Origin of the sequence: Janthinobacterium sp. NKUCC08_JDC (genome assembly GCF_019345575.1) — a bacterium.
Classification (GTDB): domain Bacteria; phylum Pseudomonadota; class Gammaproteobacteria; order Burkholderiales; family Burkholderiaceae_D; genus Janthinobacterium; species Janthinobacterium aestuarii.
The window spans coordinates 85854-109493 of sequence record NZ_JAHKQW010000007.1 but is presented as its reverse complement, the minus strand read 5'-3'; the positions used below and the strand labels follow the sequence as shown (position 1 = coordinate 109493).

Here is a 23640-nt window from a genome sequence, read left to right as displayed (position 1 = left end):
AAAGTATCTGCTTCCGGGCCTTGTGCACGCGCCCGCTACCCGCCAGGATGAGCATGAGCAGCGACCCTTCGCCTACCACAGCATCTCCCCAGGACGACTTTGCGCGCACGCATTTGCCGCCGCGCGCACTCTGGCCGCAGCTGTGCCTTGATTTGCCCGAGCTCCAGTATCCGGCGCGCCTCAATTGCGTCGCCGCGCTGCTTGATGCGGCCGTGGCCAACGGCGGCGGCGAGCGTACCGCCATCCTTGCCGACGGCCAGCGCTGGAGCTACGCCGAGCTGGCGCGGCAAGTCGACCGCATCGCCCACGTGCTGCGCAGCGATTTACGCCTGATCCCCGGCAACCGCGTGCTGCTGCGCGGCGCGAATACGCCCATGATGGCCGCCTGCCTGCTCGCCGTGCTGAAAGCCGGCTGCATCGCCGTGCCCACCATGCCGCTGCTGCGCGCACGCGAACTGTCCATCATCCTGTCCAAAGCTGAAGTGAATGCCGTGCTGTGCGCGCAGAGCTTGCGCGCGGAACTCGATGGCGTGCCCGGCTTGCCGCCCATGCTGTGCTTTGGCGCCGCCGACGCGGAACTGGAACGGCGCATGGCGGCCCACGCTGCGCCATTTTCCGCATGCGACACGGCGGCTGACGACGTCTGTCTGATCAGCTTTACCTCGGGCACGACGGGCGTCCCCAAAGGCACCATGCACATGCACCGCGACCTGCTGGCCATCTGCGACTGTTTTCCCCGCTCCATGCTGCAGGTGCGCGCCGGCGATATCTTCATCGGCACGCCGCCGCTGGCGTTCACCTTCGGCCTCGGTGGCTTGCTGCTGTTCCCGCTGCGCTTTGGCGCGGCCACCGTGCTGCTGGAAAAACTCACGCCCGACGGCCTGCTGCGCGCCATCGGCGCCTATCAAGCCACGATCTGCTTCACGGCGCCCACCTTTTACCGTCAGATGGCACCCCTGGCAGCCAGCCACGACCTGCGCAGCCTGCGCTTGTCCGTGTCGGCCGGCGAAGCGCTGCCGCTGGCCACGCGCGACGCCTGGCAGGCGGCCACCGGGCTGGCCATGACGGACGGCATCGGCGCCACCGAAATGCTGCACATCTTCATTTCCGCCACGGGCGAGGGCATCCGCCGCGGCGCCATCGGCAAGGCCATTCCCGGCTACCAGGCATGCATCGTCGACGATGCGGGCGTACCGCAGCCGCCCGGCGTGACAGGCCGCCTGGCCGTAAAAGGCCCCACCGGTTGCCGCTATCTGTCCGACCCGCGCCAGCGCGATTACGTGCAGAATGGCTGGAACCTGACGGGCGACACCTTCGAGATGGATGCCGACGGCTATTTTTATTACCGCTCGCGCAGCGACGACATGATCGTCTCGGCCGGCTACAACATCGCCGGCCCGGAAGTGGAAGAGGCGCTGCTGCGCCACCCTGCCGTGGCCGAATGCGGCGTGGTCGGGCGCGCCGATGCCGAGCGTGGCCAGATCGTCGAGGCGCACGTGGTGCTGAAAGACGGCAGCCAGGCCAGCGATGCGCTGGCGGCCGAACTGCAGGACTTCGTGCGCCAGCAGATCGCTCCCTATAAATATCCGCGCGCCATCCGCTTCCTGCCTTCGCTGCCGCGCACGGAAACGGGCAAGCTGCAGCGCTTCAAACTTCGCACGGACACCCCATGAATATTGTCTGCATCGGCGGCGGCCCCGCCGGCCTGTATTTCAGCCTGCTCATGAAAAAGCAGAACCCCGGTCACCGCATCACCGTCATCGAGCGCAACCGCCCGTACGACACGTTTGGCTGGGGCGTCGTGTTTTCCGACCAGACCCTGGGCAACCTGGCCAACGCGGACGAGCCGACGGCGCGCGCCATCCTGCAAGCGTTCAACCACTGGGACGATATCGAAATCCACTTCAAGGGCGAGACCGTGCGCTCGGGCGGCCATGGCTTTTGCGGCATCGGCCGCAAGCGCCTGCTCAACATCCTGCAGGCGCGCTGCGAGGAGCTTGGCGTACAGCTGGTGTTCGAGACGGAAGTGCAGGACGATCAGGCCATCGCGAAGCAGTACGGCGCCGACCTGGTGATCGCCAGCGATGGCTTGAACAGCCGCATCCGCACGCGCTATGCGGCCAGCTACCAGCCCGAGATCGACCAGCGCCATTGCCGCTTTATCTGGCTGGGCACGCGCAAGAAATTCGAGGCGTTCACGTTTGCCTTCCGCCAGACGCCGCACGGCTGGTTCCAGGCGCATATCTATCAATACGATGGCGACACTTCCACCTTCATCGTCGAGACGCCCGAACACGTGTGGCGCGCCGCGGGCTTGGACAGCATGAGCCAGGAAGCAGGCATCGCCTTTTGCGAAGCGCTGTTCGCCGAGGAACTCGACGGGCACGGTTTGCTGAGCAATTCGCCGCACTTGCGCGGTTCGGCGCAGTGGATCACCTTCCCCCGCATCGTCTGCCGGCAATGGGTGCATCACGAGGATGGCGTGCCCGTCGTGCTGATGGGCGACGCTGCCCATACGGCCCATTATTCGATCGGCTCCGGCACCAAGCTGGCGCTGGAAGACGCGATCGAGCTGGCGCGCTGCTTCGGCCAGCATGACGGTACCGCTGCCGCGCTGGCCGAATACCAGCAGCTGCGCGCCATCGAGGTGCTGAAAATCCAGAGCGCGGCGCGCAATTCCATGGAGTGGTTTGAAAACGTCGAGCGCTACAGCGCCATGGAAGCGCCGCAGTTCGCCTATTCCATGCTCACGCGCAGCCAGCGCATTTCGCATGAAAACCTGCGCCTGCGCGACCCTGCGTATGTGGCCGATTATGAACAGTGGCTGGCGCGGCGCGCGGGCGAGCAGGCCGGCGTGGAGATGGGGGACGAAGCCTTGCCGCCCATGCTTACACCGTTCCGCCTGCGCGGCGTGCTGCTGAAAAACCGGATCGCCGTCTCGCCCATGGCGCAGTACAGCGCCGTCGATGGCGTGGCAGGCGACTATCATTTGATGCATTTGGGCGCGCGCGCCATGGGCGGCGCGGGACTCGTGTTTGCCGAGATGACATGCGTGTCGGCCGATGCGCGCATCACGCCCGCCTGTCCCGGCATGTACAGCGAAGCGCACACGCAGGCGTGGCGCCGCATCGTCGATTTCGTGCATGCGAACAGCGATGCGAAGATCGCCCTGCAACTGGGCCACGCGGGCGCGAAAGGCTCGACGCGGCCCATGTGGGACGGCATCGACCTGCCGCTCAGCGAGGGCAACTGGCCTTTGATCTCGGCCTCGGAACAGCAGTACCTGGCCGGCGTGTCGCAAACGGCGCGCGCGGCCACGGAAAGCGACCTGGCGCGCATCGAACAGGACTTCGTGCGCGCCACCCTGGCGGCGGCCGTCGCCGGATTCGACTGGCTGGAACTGCATTGTGCGCACGGTTACCTGCTGTCGAGTTTTATCTCGCCGCTGACCAACCGCCGCAGCGACGAATATGGCGGCAGCCTGGAAAACCGCTGCCGCTATCCGCTGCGCGTATTCCGCGCCATGCGCGCGGCCTGGCCGCAGGACAAGCCGATGAGCGTGCGCATCTCGGCCCACGACTGGGTCGAAGGCGGCATCACGCCCGATGATGCGGTGCGCATCGCGCGCCTGTTCAAGCAGGCCGGCGCCGACCTGATCGACTGTTCCTCGGGCCAGGTGAGTAAACTCGAACAGCCCGTGTACGGACGCATGTTCCAGGCGCCGTTCGCCGACCGCGTGCGCAACGAGGCGGGCATCGCCAGCATGGCTGTCGGCTCGATCTTCGAAGCCGACCACGCCAACAGCATCATCGCCGCCGGGCGCGCCGACCTGTGCGCCGTGGGCCGGCCGCACCTGGCCAACCCCGCCTGGACCTTGACGGAAATGGCGCGCATCGGCTACAGCGGCACCGGTGCCGCGTGGCCGAAACAGTACCGTCCGGGCCAGCAGCAGCTGGAACGCAATCTGCAGCGCGAGCGCCAGCTGGCCGCCGCCAACACGGGCCTCACCCCGCAACAGGTGGCCGCGCGGCTGCTGGAAGGATGACATGAGCAAGGAACGACTGGACGGTGCATTGGCCAACAAGCACGCGCTGGTGACGGGCGCCGGCAGTGGCATTGGCCTCGCTTGCGCGGGCGCCTTGCTGGATATGGGCGCCAGGGTCACCCTGGCCGGGCGCGACGGCGCGCGGCTGGCGCGCGCGCGCATGCAGCTGGAAGAGGCGGGCCACGTGGGCAGGGTCGCCATCTGCGTGCTCGACGTGGCCGTGGAAACGTCCGTGCAGGCAGGGTTTGCGCAGGCGGCCGCGCATTTCGGCCGCGTCGATATCCTGGTCAATAACGCGGGCCAAGCGCATGCGGCGCCATTCGGCAAGACGGATGCCGCCATCTGGCAGCAGATGCTGGCCGTGAACCTGACGGGCGTGTACCACTGCTGCCATGCCGCCATGCCGGCCATGCTGGAAGCGGGCTGGGGGCGCATTGTCAACGTGGCGTCGACGGCGGGTTTGAAGGGTTATCGCTATGTCAGCGCCTATGTCGCCGCCAAGCATGGCGTGATCGGCCTGACGCGTGCGCTGGCGCTGGAAGTGGCGCCGCGCGGCCTCACCGTCAACGCCGTCTGCCCCGGCTACACGGAAACGGACATGGTGGCGCAGGCCGTGCAAAACATCGTGCGCAAGACGGGGCGCGGCGAAGACGCGGCGCGCGCGGAACTGGCGGCTGGCAATCCGCAGCAGCGGCTGGTGCAGCCGCAGGAAGTGGCCGATGCGGTGGCGTGGCTATGCCTGCCCGCGTCGTCCGCCATGAATGGACAATCGATCGCCGTCGCCGGCGGCGAAGTCATGTAACTGAATGAAGACCATGGATAAAGAACCCGAAAATTTGCACGACGAACCCGTGCTGGACCTGGCCAGCCGGCTGACGCAGGACCACCACCAGTCGCTGAAATTGTGGCTGCGCATGCTCTCGTGCACGGTGAAGATTGAAAATGAGGTGCGCACGCGCTTGCGCGCCACCTTCGGCATCACCTTGCCCCGCTTCGACTTGATGGCGCAGCTCGAGCGCTTTCCCGATGGTTTGCGCATGGGCGAACTGTCCAAGCGCATGATGGTCACGGGCGGCAATATCACGGGCATCACCGACCAGCTGGAGCAGGAAAAGCTGGTGGTACGCGTGGTCGATCCGAAGGACCGTCGTTCGTACAGCGTCAAGCTGACGCCAGCGGGCCGGCGCGCCTTCGACGAGATGGCGCGCGTGCACGAAGGCTGGATCGCGGAACTGCTGCACGGCGTGACGCCCGACGACAAAACCCAGTTGATCGACCTGCTGTCGCACATGAAGCAGCAACTGAATGACACCTCAATAAAGGACTGACCATGCGCCACCTCCCCGGCCAGCCGCAAGACCTGCCAGGCAACCGTGCCAGCCTGACCCATTACGCCGCGCGGCATTTTCTGTTTGCCGTCGACGCAGGCGTTGCCACACTGACCCTGCACCGCCCTGAGCGCAAGAATCCGCTCACTTTTGACTCGTATGCGGAATTGCGCGAGCTGTTTCGCGCGCTCGCGCATGCGGACGACGTCAAGGCCGTCATCATCACGGGCAGCGGCGGCAATTTCTGTTCGGGCGGCGACGTGCACGACATCATCGGCCCGCTGACGAAGCTCGACATGCCTGGCCTGCTGGCGTTTACCCGCATGACGGGCGACGTGGTGAAAGCCATGCGCGCCTGTCCGCAGCCCATCATCGCCGCCATCGACGGCATATGCGCGGGCGCCGGTGCCATGCTGGCGCTGGCTTCCGATATCCGCATCGGCACGGCGCGCAGCAAGACGGCATTTTTGTTTACCCGCGTGGGCCTGGCCGGCTGCGACATGGGCGCCTGTGCCTTGCTGCCGCGCGTGATTGGCCAGGGCCGCGCCGCCGAGCTGCTGTACACGGGACGTTCCCTGGCCGGCGCCGAGGCCGAGCGCTGGGGCTGGCTCAACCGCCTCGTCGAACCGGAAGAATTGGCGGAGGCGGCGCAGCTGTTCGCCGCCGGCCTGGCCAGCGGTCCCACGTTTGCGCACGGCATGACGAAAAAAATGCTGCAGCAGGAGTGGAACATGGGCGTCGATGAAGCGATTGAGGCGGAAGCGCAGGCGCAGGCCATTTGCATGGCCACCAACGATTTCCACCGCGCCTATCACGCTTTCGTGGCGAAGGAAAAACCACAATTCGAGGGTAACTGACATGCGTGACATGAGCTATCTGGACTGGCCATTTTTCGAGGCGCATCATGCAAAGCTTGAGTCCGAGCTCGATGCGTGGGCGACGCAGCACCTGGACGACGCCCATGATGCCGATGTCGATGCGGCTTGCCGCGCGCTGGTGGCGCAACTGGGGCAGGGAGGCTGGCTCGCGCATGCCACAAGCGCCGATGGCAAGATCGATACGCGTGCCATTTGCCTGATCCGCGAAACCCTGGCGCGCCACGACGGCCTGGCCGATTTCGCCTTTGCCATGCAGGGACTCGGTTCGGGCGCCATCGGCCTGTTCGGCAGCTTGAACAACAAGGCGCGCTATCTGCCGGACGTGGCCAGCGGCAAGCGCATCGCCGCCTTTGCCCTGTCCGAGCCGCAGGCCGGGTCCGACGTGGCGGCCATGGCGTGCGCGGCGCGCCGCGATGGCGACGACTACGTGCTCGACGGCGAAAAGACGTGGATCTCGAACGGCGGCATCGCCGACTTTTACGTGGTGTTTGCGCGCACGGGCGAGGCGCCCGGTGCGCGCGGCATCAGCGCCTTCATCGTCGACGCCGACAATCCCGGTCTGGAAATCGCCGAACGCATCGCCGTCATCGCCCCGCATCCGCTGGCGCGCCTGCGTTTTGCCAATTGTCGCGTGCCCGTGTCGCAGCGTCTGGGCGAAGCGGGGCAGGGTTTCAAGGTGGCCATGGCGACACTCGACGTGTTCCGCACGTCGGTGGCCGCCGCGGCGCTGGGCTTTGCACGGCGGGCGTTCGACGAAGCGCTGCGCCACGCGACGGCGCGCCAGATGTTCGGCCAGACCCTGGCGGACTTCCAGCTGACGCAGGCAAAATTGGCGCAGATGGCCACCGGCATCGATGCGGCCGCGCTGCTCACCTACCGCGCCGCCTGGCAGCGCGACCAGGGCCGCAAGGTGACGAAGGAAGCGGCCATGGCCAAGCTGACGGCCACGGAAACGGCGCAGCAGGTGATCGATGCGGCCGTGCAACTGTTTGGCGGCATGGGCGTCGTCAGCGGGCATCCGGTCGAGCGCCTGTACCGCGAAATTCGCGCCTTGCGCATCTACGAGGGCGCCAGCGAAGTACAGCAATTGATCATCGCGCGCGAACTGCTGCGCGAGGCGGGGAACGCATGAGCAGCATGAACCGCATGAACAACGAGGAAAACAATATGCAAGTGTTACAACCAGCGGGCTGGGCCAGGCCGCGCGGCTATGCGAACGGCATCGCCGCCAGCGGGCGCACGGTGTACGTCAGCGGCATGATAGGCTGGGATGCGCAGGGGCAATTTCATACGGACGATTTTGCGGGGCAGGTGCGCCAGGCCTTGCAAAATATCGTCGCCGTGCTGGCCGAGGCGGGCGCCTTGCCCGAACACATCGTGCGCATGAACTGGTATGTGCTGGACAAGAAGGAATATGTGGCGGCATATCCACAAATTGGCGTTGCCTACAGGGAAATCATCGGCAAGCATTTCCCGGCCATGACGGCGGTACAGGTGGCGGGACTGATCGAGGACAGAGCGAGAGTTGAGATCGAGGTCACGGCGGTGTTGCCACCATCTTGTTAAATGTCAAATATGATAATATAGTTACACTTAATGGATGCATTAAATGCATCTCTCATGCTATATTGGAATGCCGAAAATTTCTGGCTCCAATCAAGGATGTGCGATGCGAAAAATAATCAAGAGTAACATCGAAAAAGCCCGTCCGGTGCTGTGCTGTGCTGGCCTGCTCATGTGCCTCGGTCATGCGCCCGCTGTTTTTGCGCAATCACTACTTGATAGTGCGAGTCAGGCGCAATTGGCATCTTGGCTCGGCGAAGGGCCATTATCGCTCAAGGCAATCTATACCAAGTCCGTCGGTGATACTTCGTTGGATTTTCACAAAGCCTCCGATGGAAAAGGGCGCACGTTCTCCGTGATGGAAGCGCGCAATGAGTCCGGGCAGACCTGGCTGGTCGGCGGTTACAATCCTCAAAGCTGGAATTCATCTGGCACATATAACATGACTCCGGAAGATAGTCAGCGAACTGCTTTCATCTTCAATCTGAGTACTGGACAGCGTCATATCCAGACGCCGAAGAGCTATGCTCTGGATTCCATCGGTGCCTATCAGACTCTTAACGATATCAACGCTGGTCCCACGTTTGGCATCGGTGCTGATCTTGGCGTTTCTTCCGATCTGACGACAAAAGGCGTCTCTTACCGGTATTCGTATATTGATCCGGATCAGGGCGTCTTCGGTATCAGCTTACTTGACGGCAAACCTTATTCCTCCCATCCGAATGTGACCTTTGGCGCGATCCAGGTATTTTCCATCAGCGCCGTGCCCGAGCCAGCAAACTATGCCCTGATGGTGCTTGGTCTGGCGCTGATTGGCGGCATCCAGGCACGCAAACGCCACTTGGACAGCCACTTGGCTTGAGTCTGCAAAGACGTCCGCTATGGTGGCTGACGGGCGGCATCCATGCGCCTGCCTGGTGCGGTGAAACGCCGGGCCAGACCGTTGCCACGCTACAGGCGACGACATGGCATTGATGCGCGTTGCCTGTCTGATGAGGTCCGTTTTAGCGACAAATCCCCCCCGTTGATACAATAAAATTGCTATAATTATATTATTTTGTGATTGAAATTTTTGCATGAGTCACCTTCCTCTTTTGGGATAGCGCTGTGTTATTTAACTCATTTCCTTTTTTTCTGGTGTTTCTGCCATTGGCGTTGCTCGGCTATTTTGTTTTGTCAAAATATTCATTGCGCCTGTCAATCGTCTTCCTGCTATTTGCCTCGATTGCTTTCTACTGCTACTGGGATATCACATTTCTGCCTTTGCTGGCATTGTCTGTCTGCAGCAATTTCGCGATCGGCCGTGGCATTTCGCAGCGCCAGGAGCAGGGCCAGGCGCAGAGTGCCAAGGCATGGCTGATATCCGGTCTCGTCTTCAACTTGTCCCTGCTCCTCTTTTTCAAGTATTTTGACTTCTTGCTCAGCAATATCGCAGCGCTGACGGGCGCGCCGATCGAGCCGATCGGCATCACGCTGCCAATTGGCATTTCATTTTTTACTTTCACGCAAATCGCCTATCTCGTCGATTGTCACGCAGGCAAGGTGAAAGACTACCAGCCTGAAAGCTACGGTCTCTTTGTTACCTATTTTCCACACCTGATTGCCGGTCCTATCCTGCATCACAAGGAGATGATGCCGCAATTCGTAGCGCCCGAGTCGCATGTCTTCAGCCGCGGCAGGTTGATTGTGGGCTTGTCGTTCTTTACCATCGGCCTGTTCAAGAAGGTGATCCTGGCCGATGGCGTGGCACGGTATGTGAGCCCTGTATTCGATCTGCATCACCAACATCTGAGCATGCTGGAAGCCTGGGCTGGCGCATTGGCCTATACCTTCCAGCTGTACTTTGATTTTTCTGCCTATTCCGACATGGCATACGGCCTCTCATATATGTTTGGCATCATTTTGCCCATCAACTTCAATTCGCCCTACAAGGCCGCTTCCATCATCGATTTCTGGCGTCGCTGGCATATTACCTTGTCTAATTTTTTGCGCGATTATCTGTATATTCCCCTTGGCGGCAACCGCCAGGGCGCTTTCCAGCGTTACCGCAACCTGCTGTTGACCATGTTGCTGGGTGGCCTGTGGCATGGTGCCAACTGGACTTTCTTGGTATGGGGCACCCTGCATGGCGTTTATCTGATCATCAATCATGCTCTGCGACATCTTCTGGGGGGGCGTAGCAACCTGTTGATTCGTCTCGGCGGTTGCGCGGGTACTTTTTTGGCGGTCGTGCTGGCCTGGGTTTTCTTTCGCGCCAGTTCAGTGGGCGTAGCATTCGATGTGTTGCGCGGCATGGTTGGCGGCACGCTAACGCCGCAGATGCGCGAAGGTGCGCTGGGTGTTAACCGCATCATGGAACTGGGGAACTGTTTGTGGTGGCTGGGTGCTTGCGCTGCAATTACCTTTTTCTTGCCGAATGCCTATCAATTGCTGGGACGCGGTTTGCGGCGCGAGCAGGAGGTGCGACTGAGCGGCGGCCGTGGCGATATCTTGCTTGGTGCTATGTTGATGCTGTGCTTGTTATTGCTGGCGATCAGTGAAACGCGCGGCGTTTCCGAATTCTTGTACTTTAATTTCTAACTCATCCTATGCGCTCCATATTCGCAATCGGCCTCGGTGTCGCGGCCACGGCGCTGGCACTGGAAATTTTCTTGCAATGCATGCCGGTTGTGTCTGGCTTGCGCATGGAAAATACCAGTTCTGCGGTACCTTTTAATCGTTACCTGCCGCGCCAGCACTATGTATATTCTCACGGCTGGGCCATGGCGAATGCCAGGCGCGGCGCGACCAGCCAGCAGGGGTATAACAATTCGGCCGACTTTCAGGATGGCGCTGCCGTGATGGTCGTCGGCGACAGCTTTATTGAAAGCCTGATGCTGAATTATCCCGATACCGTGCAAGGCAGACTCGACAAAGTATTGGGTGGCAGCGTCTATGCCGCTGCCAGTTCCGGCAACGGCCTTGCCGATGCCCTGGAAATGGTCCGCTACTATCAACCACGTCTGCATCCGCGCAATGTGGTGTTGTTCGTCGATTCCGGTGACTTGAGCGATATGCTGGCGCCAGCGCCGCGCGGACACAGTAATTTTGTGGTGAGCGGGCAGGGCGTGGCGGTGGTACATAATCCGTATACCGAATCGAAGATCAAGCGCCTGGTATCGTATTCTGCATTGGCGCGGTATGTGTATTACAACTTGAAATTGTCCGATTGGATCATGTCCAAGATGCGGAGCGGCCGGTCAGGCGGTGCGGCAGTGGCTGATGCGTCCGCCGCGCGCGGAGAGGTGTTGGAGTATTACCTGACGCAACTGCGCCAAGTGGGTGGTGGCGCGGCAACGCGGTTTATCTTCCTGGTCGACGGCGACCGTAACACGCTGTACGGTTCTGGCTCGGCCAAACCCCTATGGCATGGCGATGACCGCGAATTTTTCATGGATCGTGTCAGGAAGCATGGTTTTGCGGTGGTCGACATGCAGCCTGTGTTCGCGCAGCATTGGGCGTTGCGGCGCGAACGCATGGATTTCCTGCCCATGGATGGGCACTGGAACAAGGTGGCACATGGCCTGGCGGCACAACAGATATTGCCGCTATTAAATACGGCTTCGTCATCGCTGCCGGCAGGCCCGACGGCCAGGAATTGAGGATCCCTGCCTTGCACATGTCGGCTTGCCGGACTATTAATAGGTGGGACTAGCCTGTATAATGCCGCTGCGCGTGTCGCCATCGTACAATGGATAGTACAAGGTCCTCCTAAGACTTAAATGCAGGTTCGATTCCTGCTGGCGACACCACGTTTCCACGCAACGCGCGTCGGCAGCCTGTGATATTCCAGGCGGTAGTTACTGGTCGATGGCGATTGAAGTCCGAGTTATCGGTACAATGCGTGCTTCATTCATCCAATCGGCGGCTGTTTTGCACACCACGCGGTGTGCGCGAGACGGCGCCCGAGCACTCTTACTCATTATGGCTGTCATTTCTCTTTCATCGGCGCAACTTGCGTTCGGTCACGTCGCGCTGCTCGATCACGCGGAATTTTCACTGGAAACCTCGGAGCGGGTCGGCTTGATCGGCCGCAACGGCACGGGTAAATCGTCGCTGTTGAAGGTTATTTCGGGCAAGTTCAAGCTCGATGACGGTTTGTTGGTGATGCAGCAAGGCATCAAGATCGCGTATGTGGAGCAGGAGCCGCAATTCGACCCGGAGATGTCCGTGTTCGACGCCGTCGCTTCCGGCATGGGCGAATCGCAGGCGTGGCTGAAGGAGTACGATGCGCTGACCGGTCAGTTTGGCCAGGGCAATGACGACGAACTGATGGAACGCATGCACGACATCCAGGTCAAACTCGATGCGGCCGATGCGTGGAGCTTGCCGAACAAGGTGGAAACCGTGCTCGACCGTTTGAACCTGACGGGCGACATGCTGATGAAAACCCTGTCCGGTGGGATGCAAAAGCGCGTGGCCCTGGCGCGTGCGCTGGTGTCGGCGCCCGACGTGCTGCTGCTCGATGAGCCGACCAACCATCTGGACTTCAGCTCCATCCTGTGGCTGGAAGGCTTGTTGCGCGACTTCAAGGGCAGCGTGCTGTTCATTACCCATGACCGCTCCTTCCTCGACAACGTCGCCACGCGCATCATCGAACTCGACCGCGGCCGTTTGCTGTCGTATCCGGGCAACTTCACGGCTTACCAGACCCGCAAGGCGGAGCAGCTGGAAATCGAGGAAGTGGAAAACGCCAAGTTCGACAAGTTCCTGGCGCAGGAAGAAGTGTGGATACGCAAGGGCGTCAAGGCCCGCCGCGTGCGCGACGAAGGCCGCGTGCGCCGCCTGGAAGCGCTGCGCCTGACGCGCAATGCGCGCCGCGAACAGCAGGGGCAAGTGAAACTGGACGTATCGGCCGGCGAACGCTCGGGCAAGATCGTGGCGGACCTGGAAAACGTCTCGAAGATCTATGGCGACAAGGTCATCGTCAAGGATTTCAGCGCCACCATCCTGCGTGGCGACAAGGTCGGCCTGATCGGCGCCAACGGTGCCGGCAAGACCACCTTGCTGAAGATGATCCTGGGCCAGGAAGAGTCGGACACGGGCACCATCCGCCTGGGCACCAAGCTGCAGGTCGCGTATTTCGACCAGATGCGCACGCAGCTGAACGAAGAGGCGAACCTGATGGAAACCATCGCGCCAGGCAGCGACTGGGTCGAGATCAATGGCCAGCGCCGCCACGTGATGACGTATCTGAACGACTTCCTGTTCGCGCCGGAACGTGCCCGCTCGCCCGTCAAGTCGCTGTCTGGTGGCGAGCGCAACCGCTTGCTGCTGGCCCGTCTGTTCGCCAAGCCGGCCAACGTGCTGGTGCTCGATGAGCCGACCAATGACTTGGATATCGATACCCTGGAATTGCTGGAAGAGTTGCTGGAAGAATACACCGGCACCGTCTTCCTCGTCAGCCATGACCGTACCTTCCTCGACAACGTGGTCACGCAAGTGATCGTCGCCGAAGGCGAGGGCAAATGGCGCGAATTCGTCGGCGGCTACACGGATTGGGAGCGCGTGCGCACCTTGCCGATCGCCACGGCGCCCGCCAGCAAGCCGGCCGTGAAGGTCGAGGCAGCCGCACCGGCCGCCAAGCAGAAAAAGCTCAGCTACAAGGAACAGCGCGAGCTGGAAGAGTTGCCGAAACTGATCGCCAGGCTGGAAGACGAGCAATCGGTGCTGGCCGCCGAACTGTCGCATCCGGACTTCTACAAAAAGACGCCGGCCGAAGGCAAGCGCCTGAACGCGCGCGTGGCCGAGATCGAAGGTGAACTGCTGGAAGCGTTGGAAAAGTGGGAGCAGATCGAAGCGCGCAGCAATGCCTGATTGGTTTCTTGCATCCTCTGTTGTAATTTAAGTTAGGATTACTTGCCACGGCAACGGTTCCGCTTGATATAATTATATAATTATATTTTTTACATCGGAGGATGCATGTTTGTTATCGAAAACACGCGCTCCGGACCACTGCGTCCGGCGCGTGGTTCCACCTCCGGTGCGCATCAGCATGTTTGACCGCGCTGCCTTGCCCCGCGTAGCGCCGTTCCTGGCCTACCTCTCCTTTATCTTTATCGCCGACATGCTGGGCCGGGCGGGCTATGCCGCGCACGATTTGCGCTGGCTGTACGCCGTCAAGATCGGCGTCGTGCTGGGCATGTTGTTGTACTGGCGCCGCAGCTATACGGAACTGGCCTGGGTGCCATTGGGTGCGCGCGCGCTCGCCGTGGCGCTGGCGACCGGCATTGTTGTTTTTCTGCTGTGGATCAACCTGAACGCAGGCTGGATGATGATCGGCAGCGCCGACGGCTTCGACCCCCGCAATGACGGCCGCATCGAGTGGACGCTGGTGGTGCTGCGCATCGCCGGCGCGGCGCTCGTGGTGCCCGTGATGGAAGAGCTGTTCTGGCGCTCCTTCCTGTTGCGCTGGATCGATGCCCCTGACTTTCTGCGGTTCAACCCGCGCCTGGCGAGTGCGAAGGCCTTTGTTATCACCGTGGTACTGTTTGGCTTCGAACACAATTTGTGGCTGGCCGGTATCGTTGCGGGCGCCGCCTATAGCTTGCTGTACATGCGCAGCCAAACGCTATGGTCGCCCATCCTCGCCCATGGCGTGACGAATGGCGTGCTGGGCCTCTGGATTGTTTCCGGTGGACACTGGACTTACTGGTAATATTACCAACTAACTGTTTGCTCTTTCAAAGACAATACCCATGTTGAATACCTTGCGTAAGAAATATCGCCTGTCAGGTACTTGCGCCTTGCCGCACCCGCGCTTGGCACGGTTGCCTGCTGCCGTGCTGCTGCTTGGTAGTACCGCGTTTAGCTTGCCGGCGGTGGCGGCAATTAGCGATACCATCGCGCCATTTATCGCCACGTCGTATTCCTATGACGATAATCTTTTCCGCTTGCCCGATAATTCGCCGGGTTTTGATGGCTCTCGTTCGGATACTTCGCGGCAATTGCAAGTGGGCCTACTATTCAATCGCCCGATCGGACGGCAATTACTCACCGGGCAGGTGAAGTGGTCGCGCGTGTCATTCGATCACTTCGATCAGCTGAACTACAGCGGCAAGGATTACCTCGCCGATCTGGAATGGCATATCGCGAATCATCTGGAAGGACATGTGGGTGTGAGCTATGCGCAGACCCTGACGCCGTTTAATGACTTGCGCACCACGGACCGCAATTTGCGCGTGGTGCAGCGCGAGTATGCTAACGGTGCCTGGCGTTTTCATCCCAGCTGGCGGGTGCGTGCTGGCTTCACGCGCGAGCGCTATTCCTATGATGCCGTCGCGCAGCGCTACGCCAACCGACGCGAAGATGCGACTGAACTGGGCGTTGATTACCTGGCACCCAGCGATAGCCGGATCGGCCTGCAGTTGCGCCATCTGAAAGGGAGTTATCCGAATCGCTCCGATCCGATCTTTTCCAACATCGAGCACGGATACGAGCAGGATGAAATCAAGGCTAATATCTACTGGCGCTTTAGCGGAGTTACCCAGATTCAACTGTTGGGTGGCTGGGTGAAGCGTAAAAATGAGGTATTTTCCGGCCGCGATTCGAGCGGCGCCAATGGTAGGCTGATCGTCTACTGGGCACCGCTGGGCAAGGTTCGTTTCACGGGCAGCCTGTGGCATGAGTTTGCTGCAGTGGAAAATTCCCTGATTTCCAGCAGTTTGAACAATGGAGCCAGTCTGGCCGCCGCCTGGGATGTTTCAGCCAAGGTGCGCGTGGATGCGCAGGTGCGGCGTGAAAAGCGCGATTTTTCTGCCGCCAGCGGCCTGACTTTGCCCGGCGATGTCAGTGATACGACGCGCACGGCATCGCTAGGTGTGACGTATTCACCGAAGCAGAATATTCAGCTTGGTATTAATGCCTTCCGCGATGCACGTAGCGGAGCGCCTGTGATCAACACTGGCAGTTATCATGCCAAAGGCATTTCGTTTAATGCCAGCGCCCAGTTTTAAAGAGCATCATGACGGTTAACGATATACCCCTAATTTCGTTCTTTCAGCGTATTCTGGACCCGCTCATCATCATGGGCACCCTGTATTTGCTGTCGCTTTTGTCCGGCACACCATTTACCGGATATTCGCTGGTGTTGATGATCCTGGCTTTTTTTATTTCATCGTCGGTGTTCCAGTATGTCGACCCCTATCGTACATGGCGCAGCGGCCGCATGCTGGCCTACGCCCGCGATGTTTTTGTCAGCTGGGCCATCACCGCCCTGATTCTGATCTTTCTTGGCTCGGCGACGGGGCTGGCGTTTCATTTTGAACGCGAACTGGTGCTGGCGTGGTTCCTGCTGACGCCATTCATATTGCTGCTCAGTCATCTTGCCGCGCGTCGCATGGTGGCCGATCCCGGCCGCGATAGCGAAGTGCGTTCGGTCGTCATCATTGGCGCCAATGATGCCAGCCTGAAGTTTGCCGCCACCGTCGAGCGTAATCCGAACCTGTTCATGAGCGTGCGCGGTTTTTTTGACGACCGCACCGATGACCGCTGGCCCGAGACGATGCGCGAACCCATGCTGGGCAAGATGGCCGATATCGCCGCCTATGTACGCGAGCACAATATCAAGATGATATTCATCAGCCAGCCCATTTCGGCCCAGCCACGTATCCGCAAGATGCTCGATGAATTGCAGGATACGACGGCGTCCGTGTATTTCCTGCCTGATATTTATATCTTCGACCTGATGCAGGCACGCTTCGACAACGTGGGTGGCATGCCGGTCATTGCCATCCGCGAATCGCCGTTCACAGGCTTTAACAGCATGGTCAAGCGCGGTAGCGATATCGTGCTGGGCCTGCTGATCCAGGTCATGCTGTTGCCAGTGATGCTGGTCATCGCCATCGCTGTCAAGATGACATCGAAGGGACCGGTGATTTTTCGCCAGCGCCGCTACGGTCTGTATGGCGAGGAGATCATTGTGTATAAATTCCGTTCCATGACTGTCAGCGAGGATGGTGACAAGGTGGTGCAGGCAACCAAGGATGACCAGCGCGTCACGCGCATCGGAGGGTTTTTGCGCCGCAGTTCACTCGATGAATTGCCACAGTTTATCAATGTGCTGCAGGGGCGTATGAGTATCGTGGGGCCGCGTCCACACGCGGTGGCACACAATGAACAGTACCGTAAGTTGATCAAGGGCTACATGTTGCGTCACAAGGTGAAGCCTGGCATCACTGGATGGGCGCAGGTGAATGGCTTGCGGGGGGAGACGGAAACCCTGGACAAGATGGAGGCGCGCATTCATTTCGACCTCGACTACCTGCGCAACTGGTCGTTATGGCTGGATCTGTGGATTATCATGCGCACGGTGAAAGTCGTGCTGAAGCGGGACAATGCTCATTGAATGAAGTGCTCAAGCAACACTGTATGGAATTTGTTTTGCGCCAGATCAATACGCGTTAAAATGAAGCAAGCATTCGAAGTGCGGGTCCATGGCCCGCACAGGCAAACCAGGCGGTAATGCAAAGAATATATGAGACAGGCGCGACAACATCATGTGAAGGCAGGTGGCGACGCGTGTTGCTCCCGATGCCATACCAGGCCAGCTTGGCCTGCGCTTGGCTTTACCCACAAGCCTGTGTTTCTTCATGTAGCGCCTCAGATTACGGCCCCATCTTCGCCGGTCCTGGGCGGTAGCGCGATACGACAGCGCTCCCGCAAAAAACTACAATCGTACCAAGCGCAAGAAATGCTATCTTGTTAAAGCTTTGCGCTGACGATAAACGTTTCTTATATCTAAGTTTTCGTGGAAACAGTTGTTTTTAAACCTTCTTAATGGATTTTTAAGCAAATAATTCCCGACGACTCTTATACATTGTGTATCATATTTATAATATTGACAATTATGTGGTCAAGCGGCATAATTTCGCGGGAAATTTGTGTTTTTTGCCAATATTTTCGTGTGTAAATATTGTTTCAATGTTTATCGTTGGCGGCATCCGATTTCCTTACCTGAACTGAAGGAGCAATTTTGAACCATACGCACCACACACGTTTGATCACGCCCATCTCCACATTTTCCCCGCGTTTGCTGTGTGCGGGCTTGGTCTTGCTCACAGCGGTCAGCTTGTCTGCTTGTGGCGGCAAGGAAAAAAAACCTGGCCAGGCTCTGGCCAGCGTGAACGGTGAGGAAGTGACCGTGTTGCAGCTGAATGAAGAATTGCAACGCGCCAATATTCAAGCTGCTCAGCAAGAAGTAGCCAGCAAGCAGCTGCTGGAATCCCTGATCGACCGTCAGTTACTGCTGAATGAAGCCGTCAAGGAGAAATTGGATCGTGATCCGAAAGTGGTGCAGGCCGTCGAGCGCGCCAAGGCGCTGATTATTGCGCAAGCGTATATGCAAAAACGCATCGGTACCATCGCGCGGCCGACAAAAGAGGAAGTGGAAGACTACTTCAACAAGAATCCGCAGTTTTTCAGCCAGCGCAAGCAGTTTGACATGCGCGAGCTGGTGATTGCCAGCGCCGACATGAATGATCAGCTCAAAGCCGCGATGGACGCAGCCAAGTCGCTGGATGACGTGGCAGCCTGGCTGGAGAGCAACAAGGTCAAGTATGCACGTACGCAATTGTCACGTACCAGCGCCGACCTGGCACCGGAACTGACCGCGAAATTGCTGGCGATGCCGAAAGGGCAGTTGTTCATCATTCGCGAAGGCGACCGCACGCTGCTGATCTCGCTGGCAGACATTCGTGATAACCCGGCCACTCTGGCGCAGGCGGCACCGCAGATCGAACAATTCCTGTTCAATAAAAAGAACAAGGATACTGCCGATGCCGAACTGAAGCGCCTGCGTGCCGCTGCCAAGGTCGAGTATCTGAACAAGGAGGCGGACAGCAAGCCGGCAGCCAGCGCCCCTGTGGTGGCTGCACCTGCACCGGCAAGTGTTCCCCTGCCAGTCGCACCAGTGCCGGCGGCGTCCGCTTCCACGGAAGCTAATGAGCGTGGCGTTGCCGGGTTGAAGTAAATCGCGGCTTTTTTTGGTTATTAATTTATTATTGAAATGAGCGAATCATGAAACGACTTTCGATGTGGTGTATGGCGCTCCTGCTGACGCTGAGCGCCGGATTCGCCGGCGCGGCCGACGTGTTGCTGGGCGCTGGTGATGTATTAAAGATTTCTGTGTACGGCAATCCTGACTTGGCACTCGAGACGCGCGTGAGCGAAGCCGGTGAAATTACTTTTCCACTGATAGGCAATGTGGCGCTCGGCGGCTTGTCCGTCTCGGCCGCGGAAAAGAAAATCGGCGGATTGCTTGAAAGCGGTAATTTCCTGCGCAAGGCGCAAGTGAACATCATTGTCACGTCCTTGCAAAGCCAGCAGGTATCCGTGCTGGGGCAGGTAAATCGCCCTGGCCGCTATCCGATCGAAGGCAAGCGCAGCATGATGGATTTGCTGGCGATGGCCGGCGGTATCGGTGCTGAAGGGGGCGATACGGTTAGCCTGATCCGTAAACGGGGTGGCAAGTCGACCAAGGAAGATATCGACATCATCGACATGGTGCGCAACGCGAACTTGAACCGGGACTTTGATTTGGCCGGCAACGACGTCATTTATGTTGAGCGCGCGCCGCGTTTCTACATTTATGGCGAAGTGCAGCGCCCCGGCGCCTTTCGTCTGGAACGCAGCATGACTGTGTTGCAAGCCCTGTCGGTCGGCGGTGGCCTGACGCCGCGTGGTACCGAGCGCAACATGCGCATCAAGCGCCGCGACGCGAACGGGGTGATGCAGGTGATCACAGCCAAGCACGACGATTTGCTGCAGGTGGACGATGTCGTCTATGTGCAGGAAAGTCTGTTCTGACCCACGACCATCGCAGGGCTTTCACGGCGGTACGGCTGGCATTTTTAGAGAGTTGAGAGTTAGATTATGAATTTTTCCCAAATTTTACTGATTCTGCGAGCGCGTATGCGGATCGTGGTGATCACGTTGCTGATCACTGTGGCGACGACGTTGTTGGTCAGTTTGCTGCTGCCGAAGACATATCAGGCAACTAGTTCGCTGGTGCTCAATTACAAGGGTGTCGATCCGTTGACCGGCCTGACCATGCCTGGCCAGCTGTTGCCTGGTTATATGGCCACGCAAATTGACATTATCAGCAGCAAAAATGTGGCCTTGCGCGTCGTTGATAGCTTGGGCCTGGCCCAGAGTCCGGCCGTTATTGAACAGTTCCGCCAGGCGACCGAGGGCAAGGGTACAGTACGCGACTGGCTTGCCGACCTGTTGCTGAAAAAACTCGAAGTGGTACCGTCGCGCGAAAGCAGCGTGGTCGATATCAGCTTTAAGGGGGCGGATCCGCAATTTGTTGCAGCCATTGCCAACGCTTTTGCGGATGAATACCAGAAGATCAATATTCAGCTCAAAGTTGATCCGATGAAAAAGGCGGCTTTGTATTTCGACTCGCAGATCAAGCTCTTGCGTGACAACGTGGAAGTGGCACAAAGCAAATTGTCCAAGTATCAGCAAGACAATGGCATTGTCAGTCTGGATAATCGCCTGGACGTGGAATCAAACCGCCTCAATGATCTGTCCGCGCAACTCGTCGTTGCACAGGGACAGTCCATGGAAGCAATGTCGCGCCAAAATATGGCAGCGGGTAGCCGGTTTGCCGATTCGCCGGATGTTGCTTCGAATCCTTTGATACAGAACCTGAAAATTGGCTTGGGCAACGCTGAGTCCAAGTTTGCCGAGGTGTCGCAGCGTTTGAGCAGCAATCATCCACAATACCTGAGCGCCAAGGCTGAGGTGGAGAAACTGCGCGCCGATTTGCGTGAGCAAATGGCGGTCGCTTCGCGTAGCGTCGGTAACAACGCGCAGATATTCCAGCAACGCGAAGGCGCTATCCGTGCGGCCATGCAGGCTCAGAAGACACGCGTGCTGGAATTAAACCGGACTCGCGATGAAATGAATGTGCTGAGCAAGGACGTTGAAAATGCCCAGCGCGCGTTTGATATCGCTTCCCAGCGTTTTTCGCAAACCCGCATCGAAGGACAGTCCGACCAATCCGATGTGGCCGTGCTCAATCCCGCCGCGGCGCCAATCGAGCCATCGGGACCAAGGGTGCTACTCAATACAATGCTGTCGTTCTTCCTAGGAACCATGCTGGGCCTGGGCCTGGCAATGCTGGCGGAAATGTTGGACCGCCGCGTGCGCTCCGACAGTGATTTGTCCGAGAGCGCGCAAATTCCCGTGTTGGGCGTCATCGACTGGAATGGCAAACCACGCAAGCGTTTCGGTTTGTTCAAATCGCTTGCTCCACGCCGCCTTCGCTTAAATTAGGATTTTTATGGATACAACGTTGAACCATACGGCAATGACAGCCCCCGCGCCCGCCGCGGCTCCAGGACGCGGTGATTCGAGCATCGGCCGTCTGCTGCTGGAATCGGGCAAGATCACGCCTGAAAATGCCGAGCGCGTCCTGCGCATGCAGAAGGAGCTGGGTATCCGCTTTGGCGAAGCTGCATTGCGTTTGGGCTTGATTACCGAAGCCGATATCCAGCAAGTGCTGGCGCAGCAATTCGATTACCCGTATCTGCAACCGGGCGAGGCCAAATTTTCCAACAAGCTGGTGGCGGCCTATGAGCCTTTCAGCCGGCAGGTGGAAACCTTGCGCGCCGTGCGCAGCCAGCTGATGCTGCGCTGGTTCTCAAGGGGCAACAAGTCGCTTGTCATCGCCAGTATCGACCCAGGCGATGGCGCCAGCCTGTTTGCCGCCAACCTGGCCGTGGTATTTTCCCAGTTGGGCGAAAATACGCTGCTGGTCGATGCCAACTTGCGCCAGCCCAGCCAACATGAAATCTTTGACCTGAAGGGCAAGCAGGGCTTGTCCGACGTGCTTGCCGGCCGCGCCGATCTGCATGCGGTGGCGAAGGTCGAATCGTTTGTCTCCCTGTCAGTGCTGGGTGCTGGCACACTGCCGCCGAATCCGCAAGAATTGTTAAGCCGCTCGTCCTTCGGCGGACTGGTTACCCAGCTCGAGACGCAGCACGACATCGTGCTGTACGACGCGTCTGCCTTTACCGCAGGCGCAGATGCGCTGGCCGTCGCCGGACGCGCGCACGGTGTGTTGCTGGTGGTGCGCAAGAATAAGACCTTGCTCGATGACGTAGCCGCGGTTGGCGAGCAGCTGGCCAATTCTGGCGCAGAGCTTGTGGGCTCTGTCCTGGTTGACTTCTGATGGCACGCGATATCCTGCCCTGGCCCGTTGCGCCGCTCACCGGCTTGCGCCTGGCATTGCCGGAATGGTGGCCTGTGCTGTTGGGCCTAGCCTGCCTGTTCATTCCTACTTTCTACACGCTGTTTACGGGTATGTGGACCACGGAAGAGCAAGCGCATGGACCGATCATCCTCTTCCTGTCGCTGTGGCTGGGCTATCGCACTTGGCCGGCCGTGCTCGCCGCGCCTGTCAAACCGTCCGCAGCCGGCTGGCCGCTGGCCGTGCTGGCGATGCTGCTGTACATCGTTGGCCGTTCGCAGCAGATCACGGCCTTCGAGATCCTGTCCTTCATTCTGGCGCTGGCAGCCGTCCTGCTGATAAAACGGGGTACACGCGCGTTGGCGCTACTGTGGTTTCCCTTCTTTTTCATGCTGTTTATGGTCCCGCTTCCCGGACCACTGGTGAGCATGCTGACGATGCCGATGAAGATGGCGGTATCCTATGTAACCGAGCACTTGCTGTTCCTGGCCGGCTATCCGATTGCCCGTAGTGGCGTGATTCTTCAGATCGGTCAATACCAGTTGCTCGTGGCTGATGCGTGCGCAGGTTTGCAAACCTTGCTGACACTTGAAGCGCTGGGCCTGTTCTATCTGAATCTGGTACGTCATACTTCGGCGTTCCGCAATGTGATGCTGGCCCTGCTTATCATTCCGATTTCGTTCTCTGCGAACGTTATCCGCGTCATCGTCTTGTGCCTGATTACCTATTATTTCGGTGATGCCGCAGGGCAGGGTTTTCTGCATGGTTTTGCCGGCATGGTGCTGTTCCTCACTGCGCTGATGCTGATATTGAGCATGGATTCCTTTTTGCAATGGATTGTCAAGAAGCGTGCGGCCAAGACCGGCCGCAGCGCCGGGAGCGAGCAATGATCACCAAACCCCTTTCCGTCAGCCTGATCCTGTGTGCATTGATGCTGGCCTCGGCTGGCATGACGAAAGCCTTGACGCCAACGGCCAAGCAGGCCGATTCGCAGCCGCGCTTCAACCTGGACGCTATGATCCCCACCCGCTTTGCGGAATGGCAGGTCGACACCAGCATGGTGCCCCTCAAACTCGATCCTGAAGTGCAAGCAAAGCTCGACAAGCTGTATAACCAAACTGTTACTCGTACATACGTCAATCGCGATGGCAGCCGAGTCATGCTGTCGATTGCCTATGGCGGTGATCAGAGCGAAGGCCTGGGCCTGCATCGTCCCGAGGTGTGCTATGCGGCGCAGGGATTTTCGGTAGAGTCGGACAAGGTGGAGGATTTGGGCACCGCCTTTGGCCGTCTGCCTGTCAAGCGCCTGATGGCGGTAAACGGCGAACGTCATGAACCTATCAGTTACTGGATTACCATCGGTGACGAACTCATCAAACCCGGTATCGGACAGAAACTGACTCAGATTCGCCTGGGGTTGACGGGAACCGTCCCCGATGGCATGTTGGTGCGAGTGTCTTCCATCGGTACAGATACGGCTGTTGGCTATCGCCTGCAGGATAAGTTTGTGAATGATCTGTTGAATTCAGTGAACCAGGAAACGCGTACCAGACTGATAGGCGCACCCGGTGTTTAGACGAGGGAAACCAT

Annotated in this window: 20 protein-coding genes and 1 tRNA gene; all 21 read left to right on the top strand. The window is 59.2% G+C overall.

Annotated features, from left to right (window positions below; translation table 11 throughout):
* Window positions 1-53: 53 nt before the first annotated feature.
* Window positions 54-1673 carry an AMP-binding protein gene (locus KO538_RS17935; protein WP_219329201.1) on the top strand — a complete coding sequence of 540 codons (1620 nt, stop codon included), beginning with the start codon at window positions 54-56 and terminating at the stop codon, window positions 1671-1673.
* Entirely contained in the window at window positions 1670-4045 is a 2376-nt protein-coding gene (locus KO538_RS17930; RefSeq protein ID WP_219329200.1) for a bifunctional salicylyl-CoA 5-hydroxylase/oxidoreductase, read from the top strand. Before KO538_RS17935 ends, KO538_RS17930 begins: the two co-directional genes overlap by 4 nt.
* Window position 4046: 1 nt before the next feature.
* Entirely contained in the window at window positions 4047-4847 is an 801-nt protein-coding gene (locus KO538_RS17925; protein ID WP_219329199.1) for an SDR family NAD(P)-dependent oxidoreductase, read from the top strand.
* Between the two features lie 13 nt (window positions 4848-4860).
* Window positions 4861-5373, top strand: a complete 513-nt coding sequence (locus KO538_RS17920) for a MarR family winged helix-turn-helix transcriptional regulator (RefSeq protein WP_034751704.1) — start codon at window positions 4861-4863, stop codon at window positions 5371-5373.
* Between the two features lie 2 nt (window positions 5374-5375).
* Window positions 5376-6230 (top strand): enoyl-CoA hydratase family protein, encoded by an 855-nt coding sequence (locus KO538_RS17915; protein ID WP_219329198.1) that lies wholly within the window; start codon window positions 5376-5378, stop codon window positions 6228-6230.
* A 1-nt stretch (window position 6231) separates the two neighbouring features.
* Window positions 6232-7383 carry an acyl-CoA dehydrogenase family protein gene (locus tag KO538_RS17910; protein WP_219329197.1) on the top strand — a complete coding sequence of 384 codons (1152 nt, stop codon included), beginning with the start codon at window positions 6232-6234 and terminating at the stop codon, window positions 7381-7383.
* Between the two features lie 35 nt (window positions 7384-7418).
* Complete coding sequence (locus KO538_RS17905; protein WP_219329279.1) at window positions 7419-7817, top strand: RidA family protein; 399 nt, start codon at window positions 7419-7421, stop codon at window positions 7815-7817.
* A gap of 103 nt (window positions 7818-7920) precedes the next feature.
* Window positions 7921-8676 carry a PEP_CTERM-anchored TLD domain-containing protein gene (locus KO538_RS17900; protein WP_219329196.1) on the top strand — a complete coding sequence of 252 codons (756 nt, stop codon included), beginning with the start codon at window positions 7921-7923 and terminating at the stop codon, window positions 8674-8676.
* 245 nt (window positions 8677-8921) lie between these two features.
* Entirely contained in the window at window positions 8922-10394 is a 1473-nt protein-coding gene (locus KO538_RS17895) for an MBOAT family O-acyltransferase (RefSeq protein WP_219329195.1), read from the top strand.
* 8 nt (window positions 10395-10402) lie between these two features.
* On the top strand, window positions 10403-11455 hold the full coding sequence (locus KO538_RS17890; RefSeq protein WP_219329194.1) for a hypothetical protein: 1053 nt from the start codon (window positions 10403-10405) through the stop codon (window positions 11453-11455).
* 75 nt (window positions 11456-11530) lie between these two features.
* Window positions 11531-11605 (top strand) — tRNA-Arg (locus tag KO538_RS17885).
* A 172-nt stretch (window positions 11606-11777) separates the two neighbouring features.
* Window positions 11778-13670 carry an ATP-binding cassette domain-containing protein gene (locus KO538_RS17880; protein WP_219329193.1) on the top strand — a complete coding sequence of 631 codons (1893 nt, stop codon included), beginning with the start codon at window positions 11778-11780 and terminating at the stop codon, window positions 13668-13670.
* Window positions 13671-13848: 178 nt separating this feature from the next.
* Complete coding sequence (locus KO538_RS17875) at window positions 13849-14511, top strand: CAAX prenyl protease-related protein (protein ID WP_219329192.1); 663 nt, start codon at window positions 13849-13851, stop codon at window positions 14509-14511.
* A gap of 40 nt (window positions 14512-14551) precedes the next feature.
* A complete protein-coding gene (epsL, locus tag KO538_RS17870; RefSeq protein WP_219329191.1) occupies window positions 14552-15808 on the top strand; it encodes an XrtB/PEP-CTERM-associated polysaccharide biosynthesis outer membrane protein EpsL in 1257 nt (418 codons plus the stop codon).
* An 8-nt stretch (window positions 15809-15816) separates the two neighbouring features.
* On the top strand, window positions 15817-17199 hold the full coding sequence (locus tag KO538_RS17865) for an undecaprenyl-phosphate glucose phosphotransferase (protein ID WP_219329190.1): 1383 nt from the start codon (window positions 15817-15819) through the stop codon (window positions 17197-17199).
* Between the two features lie 627 nt (window positions 17200-17826).
* Window positions 17827-18822 carry an EpsD family peptidyl-prolyl cis-trans isomerase gene (locus KO538_RS17860; protein WP_257620432.1) on the top strand — a complete coding sequence of 332 codons (996 nt, stop codon included), beginning with the start codon at window positions 17827-17829 and terminating at the stop codon, window positions 18820-18822.
* 47 nt (window positions 18823-18869) lie between these two features.
* Window positions 18870-19658, top strand: a complete 789-nt coding sequence (gene epsE, locus KO538_RS17855) for a polysaccharide export protein EpsE (RefSeq protein ID WP_219329189.1) — start codon at window positions 18870-18872, stop codon at window positions 19656-19658.
* Window positions 19659-19724: 66 nt separating this feature from the next.
* A complete protein-coding gene (epsF, locus tag KO538_RS17850) occupies window positions 19725-21134 on the top strand; it encodes a chain length determinant protein EpsF (protein ID WP_219329188.1) in 1410 nt (469 codons plus the stop codon).
* A 7-nt stretch (window positions 21135-21141) separates the two neighbouring features.
* The gene (gene epsG, locus KO538_RS17845; RefSeq protein WP_219329187.1) at window positions 21142-22032 is read left to right on the top strand and encodes a chain length determinant protein tyrosine kinase EpsG; all 891 of its coding nucleotides are present in this window, start codon (window positions 21142-21144) and stop codon (window positions 22030-22032) included.
* Window positions 22032-22940, top strand: a complete 909-nt coding sequence (gene xrtB, locus KO538_RS17840) for an exosortase B (RefSeq protein ID WP_219329186.1) — start codon at window positions 22032-22034, stop codon at window positions 22938-22940. Before epsG ends, xrtB begins: the two co-directional genes overlap by 1 nt.
* Window positions 22937-23626 carry an exosortase-associated protein EpsI, B-type gene (gene epsI / locus KO538_RS17835; protein WP_219329185.1) on the top strand — a complete coding sequence of 230 codons (690 nt, stop codon included), beginning with the start codon at window positions 22937-22939 and terminating at the stop codon, window positions 23624-23626. The genes xrtB and epsI overlap by 4 nt, the downstream gene beginning before the upstream one ends.
* Window positions 23627-23640: the final 14 nt, after the last annotated feature.